Genomic DNA, 13,723 nt, shown 5'->3' on the forward strand with positions numbered 1-13,723 from the left:
CGAGGCAGTCGCTGCCGCACTCGGGCAAATTCTTTGGTTGTGTCTCCCCCGGCTCCAGACGACCCCAACGGTTTCGAACGGCTCCGCCGGGATTCGACAAAACGGCTCTGTCATGGCTGTCGGCTTCGGGTCGCGATCGGGCGGTACTGACGGCCCGCCCCGCCATCGACAGGCGATGAATCGCGGCTCGGCAATCGCGGCTCTATCGTCGTTTTATGAGTACGCCAAGGCCGACCGAGGCCATTCGCAAGAGCTCTGTCGGCAACGTTGCACTGCGGACGACCGGGGTCGCGCATCGCATGGCATCACCGGCCGTCCTTTCATCGGGCAAACAGATACCCCTGAAGGTGAGTGGCGCCGCATTCGCGCGCAATGTCTTCATCCCGCTCCGTTTCGATTCCCCCGACGACGACGTCGCCATATTCTTTCGCAATACCAATTATTTCTTCAAGACGCGTCCTTCCGTGATCGCTGAATCGGGCATCGAGCATCACCGATGCGTCGACCTTGACGATGTCGATGTCCGCCCCGATTTTTTTTAGCAAGTGGTCATCCTGGCTATCGACGTCGTCGAGCGCGATCCGGCATCCGCTCTCGCTGAGCGCCCGGCAGAACGCGCGGGTGGCCACCGGATCTTCGATCGACCAGGTTTCCGTTATCTCGACCGTCATTCTGGAAGCGACGGCAGGATCGGCATTCAGGGCATGGATGGCGGACGTCCACCAGGCGTCGAGCACGGCGCTCTGCGCCGATATGTTGCAGCCGAGACGAGCCTGCGGATCTTCGGTCAGCCGGGCCATGAGCGACTCGGCCACCCACCTGTCCAGACGACGAACCATGCCGATTCGTTCCAGCGAGGCGATCCGGCTACCGATCTGCCGCGGACCCGATCCGGATCCTCCGGTCTCGCACAGGACGGCCTCGCGCCAAACCACGGCGCCGCTACCGTCCGCGCAGCAGATGGGTTCGAACGCAAAGTCGAGCCGACCGCTTTCCATCGACACGAAAATTTCCGATGCCGTCTGCGTGTCGACGACGAACTGTTCGCGCCATTGACCGCCGGGGAAACCGCTGATGACGCGCGAGGAGCCGACGCTGTCGATATCCAGCGGTCTGCCGTCACAGTAAGCCACGTGAATTTCGACGACCGGAAACGCCGTCGCCCGGCCGAAAACGATGGCCTGGTCGCCGATGGAGGCCAGCATGCGGGAGATCGCGACGGGAAAGGCGACATCCCGGTCCGAAGAAAGCCCCTTCGCGTCCGTATCGAAGACGCACAAAAGATGCGGCCCGCTCAGCGCGGCCGTTCCCCCGTAGGCCTTGCATAACGCGCGCGCCCGTTCGTGAACGGTACGCAGCAGATGCCGGGAAAAAATCTGGCCGTGAACGATCTCGATCTGGGGAAGATTGACGATGCTCGCGACGATGCAAAGGTCGTTGCCGTCGCCGGCCTGAAGCGACGGAAGTGGTGCAAAACGGTTCGTTTCCGTCACGATGAAGTTTACAAGAGGTGGTGACTAATTTCTGCTGGAAAAACATGGATTTCGTACCCGGGAATACAGATAAATCTGGCCAGACAAAAGGGAACCGTTCTGTCAACACCCGAGCGAGCGCCTGTTGGTCAATGCGGTCGGCTGTAACCTCTGGTGCGTAAAACCTGTATTGCCGACTGCCTGGATGGAACGACATGAAAATCGGATATGCCCGCGTATCAACCGAGGACCAGCACCTGGATCTACAGATCGCCGCGCTCAAGGTCGCGGGTTGCGAATTGCTCTTCAAGGACTACGGGGTATCAGGCGTGAAGTTTTCCCGTCCGGGGCTGGATTCCGCCCTGCGGCGGCTGACGGCCGGCGACACGCTGGTGGTCTGGCGCCTCGACCGGCTCGGCCGGTCGCTGCACAAGCTGGTGGAACTGGTGGAGCAGATGAAACTGCAGGGCGTGCAGTTCGAGTCTCTGACGGAGTCGATCAACACCAACTCCCCGAGCGGGACACTCGTTTTTCATATGTTCGCGGCGCTCGCGCAATTCGAGCGCTCGCTGATCAGCGAGCGGACCCGTGCCGGCATGCGGGCGGCCCGGGATCTGGGCGCCGTGCCGGGCCGGCGGCCGGCGTTGACGCAACGTCAATCCGAGGACGCGCTGAAAATGCTTTCGCACATGCCCCTCGGCGATGTCGCCTCGTCGTTCGGCGTCCACCCGCGAACGATCCAGCGCCTGCTGGAAAGAAGCCGGCAATAAGCGTACCGAACGCCGGAGCGACCGGGATCGTCAGGATTGCGTGACGATCCCTTCACGACGCAGATTGCGCAGGAGAGTTCGCGGATGGACCTGGAACTGTCGCGCAACCTGCGCGGTGGAACGGTCCGTCATCAGGCGCAGCGCCTCGTCGCACTGCTCCCTCGTCATGGCGCGCCGGCGGCCGATCGATTGCCCGCGCGCCCTCGCCGCCATCATGCCGGCCCGGGTCCGTTCGCTGATCAGCGCGCGCTCGAATTGGGCCAGCGCGGCCATGATGTGGAAGATGAGCGTGCCGCCCGACGACGTCGTGTCGATACACTCGGTTAGCGAGGAAAAATGAATCTGTTTCTCGCCGAGCTGGTCGACGAGTTGGACAAGCTTGGGCAACGACCGGCCGAGCCGGTCGAGACGCCAGACGACAAGCGTGTCGCCCGATTCGAGCGCGCCGAGCGCCGATTCCAGTCCGGGCCGGACAAAGCGTGTGCCGGAGATGCCTCCATCCGAAAATATCCGTTCGCACTCTGCCGCCTGCAGGGCGGCGATTTGCAGATCGAGACTCTGTTCCTCGGTTGAAACACGTGCGTAACCTATTTTCATTTTGACCCGAAATATCGCCCCGGCGACCTGTGTCGAAATTGCGCCGCTCAGGGGACATGCATGCTGTGCTTGCCGGACTACGCTCGACAGGCGGGTTTTATATCGGGCTGGTTGGTCTCCAATCCCAGGACTGTACGCAGTCGTGTCTTCCGGTAATGGCAGATACGATCAAGAGCAATGATCACGCCGCAATTTCCTGCTGCTTTAGCGATATTTCCGTGCAGCAATACGTCCGCGTTACCCGTTCTTACGCGGCCTCGTCGGGCAATGTCATTGCGCCTGCTACGTAGCGAGGGAAAGCGTAGCAATCTTCCACTCTGCATGATTCGCCAATTCCAGGCATAAAGTTTTCTGGCGAATTGCCGTTGTTACAAAGGATTTATGGTTTATTCCAGAAAATGACGAAACCCGCCGCCGTCGAGGATGGCCGGACTGCGCGCGGCAGGAGACCCGTATCGAAGTGGTGTGCGAACCCTTACCGCGGACGGTTCGATGGAATGAATCCGCGTTATGGCAGATTGCCCAATGGACTGTTCCGGCTTTGCACCGGCCCGCTTTTCCCCGCTCAGGATGATCGCTGCCGGAACAATCTTCTCAAGGTTCGGTTACGAGTTCATGTCGCGATCCGCGTTCATGAAAAGCAGGCGCGACCTGACTCGGCTTGTTTTGCGCATCGGTCGCGTTACTCAGGTCATTAATTGCAGTATTTATTGTCTGATGTGGAATTACACGCGTTCGATAATCTCCCGGTAGGTATCCTGTGTGCCGGCCTTGATTTACGGGTCCGCTATTTGAACGCACAGGCCGAAAGCCTGCTCACGCGCAGCGAGACCGGTTTGCGGCTGGTCCGCTCGGCTTACGGCGGCGACAGGCTGCTGTCGCTGCGCTGCACATCGCCCGCGGATGCGCTGGCGTTGAAAAGTCACATCGAGTCCGTCATACGGAATGGTCACGGTAGCTGGCTGCGCATCCAGAACGTCGGCACCCTGAGCGCGTTCCCTCCCACGCTCGCCCTTTCCATCTCGCGCATGCCGCCCGAATTTCTCGATCCGGCCGACGGTCCGGCACCGCCCTGGGCACTCGTCATCGCGCAGGACATTTCTACGAGACAGACGCCGACCAACGAACTCCTGTCCGGGTTATTCGAGTTTACGAGGGCGGAACGGCTCGTCGCGATTGCCCTGACCGGAGGCGCAACGGCCAGCGAGGTGGCCAACGCGCGCGGCGTTTCGCTGGATACCGTTCGGCACCAGATCCGCGAGGTGCTCAGAAAATCCGGCGCGCGCAATCTGCGGGACTTCGAGCGGATCGTCGCCTCGGCATTGGCACTGCAAGCGTTGACCGACAGCGTGACAGGGATCACGCCGCCGCCGATACCGCGACGGTAAGGCCGGGCACCCCGTCCGGAATGCCCCGGCATTCGGACCGGCGCTGGCCGGTATTCGAATCCGCTCGACGCCGGCACCGTTCGCCTCCACGGCAACGGGTTCGCTTTCCCATAGGCTCGGCTAAAATACGACGCCCAGAACGCTACGGAAGATTTGAATTCGTATGGCAAAACCCCGGCATGCAGCACGTGTCCGCCAGCCGCGCGAACCGGTAGCCAGACAGCGCCCGGCCTCAAAAAAACAGCGGTGCAACCCGCCTCCGCTCATGTCGAACCGGCAAGCATCCGTCCCGTTACCGATCACATTCACGTGAAAGCCGCTGCACCGCCAACCGTTCCGTCCCGCGCCGGCACGCCGCCGTTGCGCGTCAGCCTCGTCTGCAACACGGCGTGGGCGATCCACACCTATCGCCACGGGCTGCTGCGCGCGCTGAACGCCGCCGGGGCCGAGGTCACGGTCATCGCGCCACGCGACCGTACGTTCGAGCCGCTCGCCGCAATGGGCTGCCGCTGCATCGACCTGCCCGTCGCCTCGAAAGGCACGAACCCGCTCGACGACCTGCGCACGCTCCGGGCGCTCTATCGCCACTATCGCGCCATCCAGCCTCACGTCGTGTTCCATTACACGATCAAGCCGAACATCTACGGATCGATTGCGGCTGCGCTCGCGCGCGTGCCGTCGGTCGCCGTCACGACCGGGCTCGGCTACGTATTCATCCAGAAGAGCCGCGCGGCGCAGGTCGCAAAGCGTCTTTATCGATTCGCGTTCCGCTTTCCGCGCGAAGTCTGGTTTCTGAACCGCGACGACGAAGCAGCCTTCGCCAGCGAACGCCTGCTCGCGCATCCCGAGCGCGCGCGGCTGTTGCACGGCGAAGGCGTGGACCTCGGGCAATTCGCGTACACGCCGCTACCCGAGCGCGAGGAGTTCTCTTTCGTGCTGATCGGCCGCCTGCTCTGGGACAAAGGCGTCGGCGAATACGTCGAGGCCGCGCGCCGGCTGCGCACGCGCTACCCGCACGCGCGCTTTCGCCTGCTCGGCCCCGTGGGCGCGGACAACCCGAGCGCGATTTCCCGCGACGAGGTGGCTGCCTGGGAGCGCGAGGGCGTCATCGACTATCTGGGAGAAACGCAGGACGTGAGGCCGTTCATCGCCGACGCCGACTGCGTGGTGCTGCCGTCCTACCGCGAGGGCGTGCCGCGCACGCTCATGGAAGCCTGCGCGATGGGCCGCCCCGTCGTCGCGACCGACGTGCCCGGCTGCCGCGAGGTGGTCGAACACGGCTCGAACGGGCTGCTCTGCGAGGCGCGCAGTGCCGATTCCCTGGAAAAAAGCCTTGCGCAGATGCTCGAAACGGATGCCGCGGAGCGCCGGGAAATGGGCGAGCGCGGCCGCCGGAAAGTCGCGGCGGAATTCGACGAATACAATGTGATACAACGTTATCGGGAACTCATCCGCGAGCTCGCCGGCCTGACGTTCTGACCCAAACCCCGTTTGCACCACCAGAATACAGGACTCGACATCATGACTGCGACGCCCCCGAAAGGCACGATCCTCGTCACCGGCGGTGCCGGCTACATTGGTTCGCATACCTGTGTAGAACTGCTCGGCGGCGGCTACGACGTCGTCGTCGTCGACAACCTCTCGAACAGCAGCCGTGCCTCGCTCGATCGCGTCGTGCAGATCGCCGGCAAACCCGTCGCCTTCCATGAGATCGACGTGCGCGACGCCGCCGCGCTGCAACGCGTCTTCGACGCGCATCCGATTACCGGTGCGATCCATTTCGCGGCGCTCAAGGCTGTCGGGGAATCGGTCGCGAAGCCCCTCGAGTACTACCGCAACAATCTGGACGGCCTGCTCACGCTGCTCGAAACCATGCGCGCGCGCGGCGCCCGGCAGTTCGTCTTCAGCTCGTCGGCCACCGTCTACGGCGTGCCAAAAAGCTCGCCCATCGACGAGTCGTTCCCGCTCTCGGCCACGAACCCCTATGGTCAGACGAAACTGATGTCCGAGCAGATCCTGCGCGACCTCGAAACGGCCGATCCCGCCTGGCGCATCGCGATCCTGCGCTACTTCAACCCGGTCGGGGCGCACGAAAGCGGGCTGATCGGCGAGGACCCGGCCGGCATCCCGAACAATCTGATGCCCTACGTCGCGCAGGTCGCCGTGGGCAAGCTCGAAAAACTGCGCGTGTTCGGCGGCGATTACGACACGCCGGACGGCACCGGCGTGCGCGACTACATCCACGTGGTCGACCTCGCGCGCGGACATCTCGCGGCGCTCGACGCGCTCGTCGCGCACGATGCCGGGCTCACGGTGAATCTGGGCACGGGACGCGGCTACAGCGTGCTGGAAGTGATTCGCGCGTTCGAGACGGCTTCGGGACGCAAGGTGCCCCACGAGATCGTCGCCAGACGGGCCGGCGACGTGGCGCAGTGCTATGCGAATCCGGCTGCTGCAGAAAAGCTGCTCGGGTGGCAAGCGCAATTCGGCATCGAGCGGATGTGCGCCGATCACTGGCGGTGGCAGGAGAGGAATCCGGGGGGGTTTGAATGATCCAGGCCTCGAGCCCGACACGCTCGTCACCGAAGCAGCCATGAGCAAGATACTCGTTACTGGTGCGAACGGCTTTGTCGGCCAGGCGCTATGCCGCCTGCTGATTGCCCGCGGCCATGCGGTAACCGCGTTGGTGCGCACGCCGGGCGGCTGTGTCGACGGCGTCGTCGAATGGGTCGACACGTCCGAAGATTATGCCCGCGTCGCGGATACGTGGCCGGCCACCCTGCGGCCAGACTGCATCGTGCATCTGGCTGCGCGCGTGCACGTCATGCGCGACAACGCAGTCGGGCCAGACGCTGCGTTTCATCGGACGAACGTCGACGGCACGCTGCGTGTCGCGCGCGCCGCGTTGCAGCACGGCGTGAGCCGCTTTGTGTTCGCGAGCAGTATCAAAGCCGTGGCGGACACCGATCACGGTCATCCGCTCAACGAACAGGACACGCCACAGCCTCAGGACGCGTATGGTCGCTCGAAGCTCGCGGCAGAACGCTCGCTGTGGCAGTTGCACGCAACGACCGGACTCGACGTGACTATCGTGCGGCCGCCTCTCGTGTACGGTCCTCACGTACGTGCGAACTTCCTGCGGATGCTCGACGCCGTACACCGTGGGCTTCCGCTGCCGCTCGGCGCGGTCACGGCCCAGCGCAGCATGGTGTATATCGACAATCTCGCCGATGCGCTGTCGCATTGCGCGATCGATCCGCGTGCCGCGAACCAATGCTTCCATGTCGCCGACGACCACTCGCCGACCGTGTCTGAGTTGTTGACCGCCGTTGGTGCTGCACTCGGCCGGCCCGCGCGTCTGATTCCGGTACCTGCGGCATGGCTGCGCACGCTCGCACTGATCGCGGGAAAAACTAAACAGATCGACCGGCTGACCGGCAACCTGCGAGTCGACACCGCCCATCTGCGGCGACAACTCGATTGGCGTGCCCCCATTGCGTTTGCGGACGGACTGCGCGAAACCGCGCGCTGGTATTCTGGGCGCTGGCAGCAGCCCGTCCCTTCACGTTGAATCGCCGATGTTGACTCACCTGCCCGCCATCGCCGCACTGCCGTTCAGATACATCGCCGGACTGTGCGCGGTTGCAACCGCGCTCGTCTGCGCTTTGATCCTTGTGACGTTGCTGAAGACAGGCCTCGCATGGCGACTCGCAACCGATGTCCCAAACCACCGCTCGCTACACGCGCGGCCGACGCCGCGCGTCGGGGGCTGGGGCATCGTGCCCGCCACGTCGCTTGCGATCGCACTCGTCGCGCCGTCGCTTTGGCTCGTTGCAGCAGGCATGCTCGTGCTCGCCGCGGTGTCGCAGATCGACGACCGTCGAGGACTACCTGCCCGTGTACGTTTCGCCGTGCACCTGGCCGCAGTCGTGACGCTTGTGGTCTCGTATCCGGTCCCCGCGCCGTGGTGGGTACTCGGACTCGTCGCGTTCCTGATGCTGTGGCTCGTGAATCTGTACAACTTCATGGACGGCGCGAACGGCCTTGCTGGCGGCATGGCGCTGTTCGGCTTCAGCGCATACGCGGTCGCCGCCCTGCATACCGCCCGGCCGATCCCGGACCTGGGCTACGCAAGCGCGGCTGCCGCCGCCGCGGCCGCTGGGTTCCTCATATTCAATTTCAAACCGGCATACGTCTTTCTTGGTGATGCCGGATCGATCCCGCTCGGCTTTCTCGCCGGTGCGCTGGGTTACTGGGGCTGGCACGGCAACGCCTGGCCAGTATGGTTCCCCGCATTCGTGTTCGCACCGTTCATCGCTGACGCTTCGGTCACGCTCGCGAAACGCCTGCTGCGCGGAGAAAAGTTCTGGCAAGCGCACCGCGAACATTATTACCAGCGGATGATCCGGTCCGGCATGAGCCACGTAGAAACTGCGCTGACGTGGTATGTGGTAATGCTTATGGGCGTAATGGTCTCCCTTTGGACGCTGGATCGCTCGCGCACCGTACAATGGGGCATAGTTGCAGCATGGAGCGCTGCGCTCGTCCTGATGGGCATAGCGGTTGACCGGCGATGGAATCGATTTCAACCATCCTCACCCAACGATCAAGCAGACAACAGGCAATTCAAGGCTGATGCGGATGTTTAGAAATAAATCCACCTGGCTATCCATCAGTGCATTAATGTTCGACATCTGCGCTGCGGCGGCTGCGTGGCTGATCGCTTACGTCATCCGCTTCAACGCGGCCGTTCCCGCCGAGTTCTGGGAAAGTGGACTGAAAGCGCTCGCATGGGTACTGCCGATCTACGCCGTGATGTTCCGCGTATTCGGCCTGTATCGCGGCATGTGGGTGTTCGCGAGCTTGCCCGACCTGTTGCGTATTTCGAAGGCTGTCGTATCCGGCGCGCTGGTCGCGATGGTCGCCGCGGTGATGGTGCAGCCGGCGCCGGTCGTGCCGCGCTCGGTGCTCATCGTATCGCCGTTGCTGCTGTTTCTCGCGATGGGCGGCTCACGGGCAGCGTATCGGGCAGCCAAGGAGTTCTACCTGTACGGCGGTCTCGTCGGCCAGGGCAAGCCTGTAATCGTGCTTGGCGCGGGCGGCGCGGGCGCAAGCCTCGCTCGCGAGTTGTCGCGCTCCGGCGAATGGCGTCTTGTCGGCCTGCTCGATGACGACCCAGCCAAGCAGGGCCGTGAACTGTACGGCTACAAAGTGTACGGGCCGATCAGCGAGCTCGAGCACTGGGCGCAGCAACTCAGGTGCGATAGCGCGATCATCGCAATTCCGTCGGCAAGCGTCGAAACGCGCCGGCACGCCGCAACGATCTGTGTGCGAGCCGGCGTGAAAGCGCTAATGCTGCCCTCGCTCGTCGATCTTGCCCAGGGGCAGGGATTCCTGTCCCAGATCCGCCATATAGACCTCGAAGACCTGCTCGGCCGTGACATAGTGAGGATCGATACCAATCACGTCGAGAAGCTGCTGCGTGATCGCGTCGTGATGGTGACCGGCGCGGGCGGCTCGATCGGCTCCGAGCTGTGCCGGCAAATCATGCGTTTCGCGCCTGCGCAGCTAATCGTGGTCGACCAGTCGGAATACGCCATGTATACGCTGACCGAGGAAATGCGCGAGCGCTTTCCTGAGCAGGCGCTCGTCGCGATCGTGGGAGACGTGAAAGACACGTTGCTGATCGACCAGGTAATCGCACGGCATACGCCGTATATCCTGTTTCATGCAGCCGCATACAAGCACGTGCCGCTAATGGAGGAAGGCAATACGTGGCAGGCGATTCGCAACAACGTGCTCGGCACGTATCGCGTTAGCCAGGCCGCAATAAAGCACGGAGTGAGACGCTTCGTACTGATCTCGACCGACAAGGCGGTGAATCCGACGAACGTGATGGGGGCAAGCAAGCGCCTTGCCGAGATGGTATGTCAGGCATTCCAGCGCGAAAGCCGGCAGACGCGGTTCGAGACCGTACGCTTCGGCAACGTGCTCGGCAGCGCGGGCAGCGTGATCCCGAAGTTCCAGCAGCAGATCGCGAAAGGCGGCCCCGTGACAGTGACCCATCCGGAAATCACGCGATTTTTCATGACGATTCCGGAAGCGGCGCAATTGGTGTTGCAGGCGTCGAGCATGGGGAACGGCGGCGAGATTTTCATTCTCGACATGGGCGAGCCGGTGAAGATCGTCGATCTGGCGCAGGACTTAATCCGGCTTTACGGGTGCAGCGAAGAGCAGATACAGATTGTTTTCACCGGGCTTCGGCCGGGAGAAAAACTCTACGAAGAACTGCTTGCAGATGACGAAACGACCACCCGAACCCTACATCCTAAATTGCGGGTGGCCAACGCACGCGAGGCCTCTGGGAGACTGTTGGAGGAGGTACTGCCCTGGTTGACGCAGCGACGCATCCCGTCCGACGACGAAGTACGACGAGACTTGCACAGGTGGGTGCCCGAATATCAGGCAATGCTCAAGACGGAGTTGAAAAGCGTGCCCGACCTGCCCAATACGTCGCCCTCGAATGCCTCAAGCCACATCGCTCACGACCATATCAAAACAGGCATATGAGCAGCCCAGACGTACAGGGGGCCGACCATGACGTGCTTTCCGTCTCCATCGTTGTTTACAGATCCGACCCAGCCCAACTTTCACGCACGCTATCCAGCCTGCGTGATGCATTGTCTGCGCAGCGCAGGCCTTCATGTTCGCTGTATCTAATCGATAACGGTGGACTTCCCGACGTACGGGAAACGCTCGATAGCTTGAAGAACAACGGTGTCAAATGCACAATCCTGTCCGGTCAGGGAAATATCGGATATGGGCGAGGCCATAACCTGGCCATCGAACACATATCAAGTCGCTACCATCTCGTCCTAAACCCTGATATCGACTTGGCCCAGGACGCGCTCGACGTTGCGCTCGACACACTGGAAACCTACCCGGAAATCGGACTGCTGACTCCGAGAGTCGACGACTACAGCGGACATATGCAATACCTCTGCCGCCGGTATCCTACGGTGGTCGATTTACTCGTGCGCGGTTTCGCACCATCCCGGATCCGCCGCATATTTGCCGAGCGCCTTGCCCGCTACGAAATGCGTGACCGCATTGACGAACATGAAATGCTCTGGGACCCACCGATCGCAAGTGGATGTTTCATGCTGTTTCGGACGAGCAAGCTACGTCGCATCAAGGGCTTCGATCCTCGATACTTTTTGTATTTCGAAGATTACGACCTGAGTCTCCGAATGCATGACGTCGCCCGAATCGCGTACGTGCCGACCGTTCGTGTCCGGCATTATGGAGGCGGTGCGGCGCGCAAAGGTTTCGCCCATATTCGAATGTTTGCTGCATCGGCGTTCCGCTTCTACAATCGCTTTGGATGGCGCTGGAGTTAACGCTCGCTCTCATTCATGATTGAAACAAGGATATCCCCCAAAATCGGCCCCATAGGACACGACCAGGATGCGCGCTCTATTTCTTGACAGAGACGGCGTAATCAACGTCGACACCGGATATGTCCATCGGAAGGACGAATTCGAATTTATCCCCGGGATTCTCGAATTAGCGGCATGGGCTAATCAATGTCAATACAAGGTATTTATAGTTACGAACCAGGCAGGTATTGGTCGGGGTTTTTACACGGAACGAGATTTTTCGAGACTCATGGACTGGGTACTTCAAAAATTCAGAGATGCGGGCGGGCCTATCGAGAAAGTCTATTTCTGCCCGCATCATCCCGACCATGGCCTTGGGGAATATCGGCAGGCATGCACATGCCGCAAACCGGCCCCCGGTCTGTTATTGCAGGCCATCCTCGATTACGGAATAGATCCCGGTCAATCGATTCTGGTGGGCGACAAAAAGACGGACATGGAGGCCGGACGTGCGGCAGGCATCGGTACGCTATTGTATGTCGGGGACGAGACGGACTATCAGCCTGAAGTCCGGATTGCGTCCCCGCTTGATACGATCCACTATCTCCACCCGGTACAGAAATAATCTGTGACTAAACTATTGGCCCTTCTTCGTCAGTCAGAGAACGTGTGGACACGTCAACGGTCGTATCGAGAATGAAAACCGCCCCCTCCGATCGCCCTCTTTTGACGATCGCAATACCCACATTCAATCGAGCCCAATATCTCGAACTCTGCCTGCGCCAATTCATCCCGGATAAAGCGCTGTTTTCGAACGAAACGGTAGAATTGCTCGTCGCGGACAACTGCTCTTGCGACCACACCGGGTCAGTCGTCGACACGTTCCGTCAGCAGGGGCTCGAGATACGCTCTATACGCAACGAGACCAACATTGGGTCCGATGCAAACATAGCGATGTGTTTCAACATGGCGCGAGGTCGCTACGTACAGATTCTTGGCGACGACGACCTTTATCTTCCTGGAAAACTTCAGGAGGTGGTCGAACTGCTCGATAAAAACGAATATGGCGTCGTCTGCCTGAAATCCTACGGATACGAGCGGGATTTCGTCAAAGAATGCCCTGCCGGCCCAAACGGACAACGTTACTTCAGCAACGTGTTGAACTTCATCAGTGAAGTCGGCCCGCTCATCACATTCGTATCCGCCTGCATCATCAACAAGGATCTTCAGAAAGAAACCGACGCCAGCAAATTTTGCGGGAGCAATCTCGTTCAGGTCCACCTTGTCATCCTGTCGCTCGTGCGAGCTCGTATCAACGCCTACGTCCAGGGCTACACACTCGCATGCAAACGGGCAAATTCGGATGGATATGATTTTTCCGAGGTATTTGTCGAAAAGTTATTTTCAATCCTGAGGTCATACGAAGCTCAGGGCTTTCCGCGCTCGGCCACGGATATACTCGGTAACAAGATGCTGGTCAGTTACTACCCCTTCAATTTATTGAGGCAACGCCTCTTGAGGAAGGGTGATAGCGATGTCACGTTTCGTCGCTTCAAAGCCCAGTTTGGAGGACGAAAGACGTTCTATTTCTTTTGCGCGCCAATCATCCTGTTACCGCGAAGCCTCGCCGTGCTATGGGGTCTCGGTGCAGCGCTCATCGGACGAGCTTACAACGGCGAATTGCGACGTGGATGGTATTTTGCAATGCATCGACTCTCGACGATGAGAAGGCGGTATTGAGAGAATCCACTAGCGTACCCGCAGCGCTGGGCGCACGCCGAGAACACCGCCGGTCGCCTGCCCCCCCTTCACCGCCCCTCTGTGGAAAAGCGCTCGCCGACCGCATCCGGATCGTAATGCAACACGATGCCGGCCGTTAGCCTCCTCATGAGCCGACATACGTTGCACTTCTTTACAATTCGAAGAATAGCGAGCGCGTCCGCACTACCGGGCACACAGTATAATGATCGCCTTGTTTCTATAGAAATATCCACGTTGCCCTGCAGGCAGTCAGCTCCGGACGGCATATAACACGGGAAGCATGGAAGGCAACGGTATACCGCGAAGAATCGAAGCCGTACAATCAGCGGCTGGGCGAGGCGCACGCGCGCTTCGCG

At 60.9% G+C, this 13,723-nt stretch carries 12 protein-coding genes; 10 read left to right on the plus strand and 2 right to left on the minus strand.

The annotated features are described in order from the left end of the window. Positions 1 to 320: 320 nt before the first annotated feature. Positions 321 to 1,493, minus strand: coding sequence for an EAL domain-containing protein (locus tag CY652_RS20645; protein ID WP_102132582.1), 1,173 nt, complete (start codon positions 1,491 to 1,493; stop codon positions 321 to 323). Between the two features lie 194 nt (positions 1,494 to 1,687). Between CY652_RS20645 and CY652_RS20650 the strand changes: the two genes are divergently transcribed. Next, positions 1,688 to 2,242, plus strand: a complete 555-nt coding sequence (locus tag CY652_RS20650; protein ID WP_102132583.1) for a recombinase family protein — start codon at positions 1,688 to 1,690, stop codon at positions 2,240 to 2,242. A gap of 30 nt (positions 2,243 to 2,272) precedes the next feature. Here CY652_RS20650 and CY652_RS20655 read toward each other — a convergent pair whose 3' ends face one another. Further along, the gene (locus CY652_RS20655) at positions 2,273 to 2,839 is read right to left on the minus strand and encodes a recombinase family protein (protein WP_102132584.1); all 567 of its coding nucleotides are present in this window, start codon (positions 2,837 to 2,839) and stop codon (positions 2,273 to 2,275) included. Between the two features lie 698 nt (positions 2,840 to 3,537). Here CY652_RS20655 and CY652_RS20660 point away from each other — a divergent pair. The 9 genes from CY652_RS20660 (at position 3,538) to CY652_RS20700 (ending at position 13,346) form a co-directional block, all read left to right on the plus strand. Next, the gene (locus tag CY652_RS20660; RefSeq protein ID WP_146010165.1) at positions 3,538 to 4,227 is read left to right on the plus strand and encodes a helix-turn-helix transcriptional regulator; all 690 of its coding nucleotides are present in this window, start codon (positions 3,538 to 3,540) and stop codon (positions 4,225 to 4,227) included. Between the two features lie 309 nt (positions 4,228 to 4,536). After that, entirely contained in the window at positions 4,537 to 5,706 is a 1,170-nt protein-coding gene (locus CY652_RS20665) for a glycosyltransferase family 4 protein (RefSeq protein ID WP_180970705.1), read from the plus strand. 42 nt (positions 5,707 to 5,748) lie between these two features. Then, positions 5,749 to 6,780: a UDP-glucose 4-epimerase GalE gene (galE, locus tag CY652_RS20670; RefSeq protein WP_102132587.1), complete on the plus strand. Its 1,032-nt coding sequence runs from the start codon at positions 5,749 to 5,751 to the stop codon at positions 6,778 to 6,780. 40 nt (positions 6,781 to 6,820) lie between these two features. After that, positions 6,821 to 7,798, plus strand: coding sequence for a UDP-glucose 4-epimerase family protein (locus CY652_RS20675; RefSeq protein ID WP_102132607.1), 978 nt, complete (start codon positions 6,821 to 6,823; stop codon positions 7,796 to 7,798). Between the two features lie 7 nt (positions 7,799 to 7,805). Beyond that, complete coding sequence (locus CY652_RS20680) at positions 7,806 to 8,876, plus strand: MraY family glycosyltransferase (RefSeq protein ID WP_102132588.1); 1,071 nt, start codon at positions 7,806 to 7,808, stop codon at positions 8,874 to 8,876. Next, a complete protein-coding gene (locus tag CY652_RS20685) occupies positions 8,869 to 10,797 on the plus strand; it encodes a polysaccharide biosynthesis protein (RefSeq protein WP_102132608.1) in 1,929 nt (642 codons plus the stop codon). Before CY652_RS20680 ends, CY652_RS20685 begins: the two co-directional genes overlap by 8 nt. Next, on the plus strand, positions 10,794 to 11,627 hold the full coding sequence (locus CY652_RS20690) for a glycosyltransferase family 2 protein (RefSeq protein ID WP_102132589.1): 834 nt from the start codon (positions 10,794 to 10,796) through the stop codon (positions 11,625 to 11,627). The genes CY652_RS20685 and CY652_RS20690 overlap by 4 nt, the downstream gene beginning before the upstream one ends. Before the next feature lie 67 nt (positions 11,628 to 11,694). After that, entirely contained in the window at positions 11,695 to 12,231 is a 537-nt protein-coding gene (locus CY652_RS20695) for a D-glycero-alpha-D-manno-heptose-1,7-bisphosphate 7-phosphatase (RefSeq protein ID WP_102132590.1), read from the plus strand. Between the two features lie 71 nt (positions 12,232 to 12,302). Continuing rightward, the gene (locus tag CY652_RS20700; protein ID WP_102132591.1) at positions 12,303 to 13,346 is read left to right on the plus strand and encodes a glycosyltransferase family 2 protein; all 1,044 of its coding nucleotides are present in this window, start codon (positions 12,303 to 12,305) and stop codon (positions 13,344 to 13,346) included. The last annotated feature ends 377 nt before the right edge of the window (positions 13,347 to 13,723 follow it).

It is taken from the genome of Burkholderia sp. WAC0059, assembly GCF_002870125.1.
Lineage (GTDB): Bacteria > Pseudomonadota > Gammaproteobacteria > Burkholderiales > Burkholderiaceae > Paraburkholderia.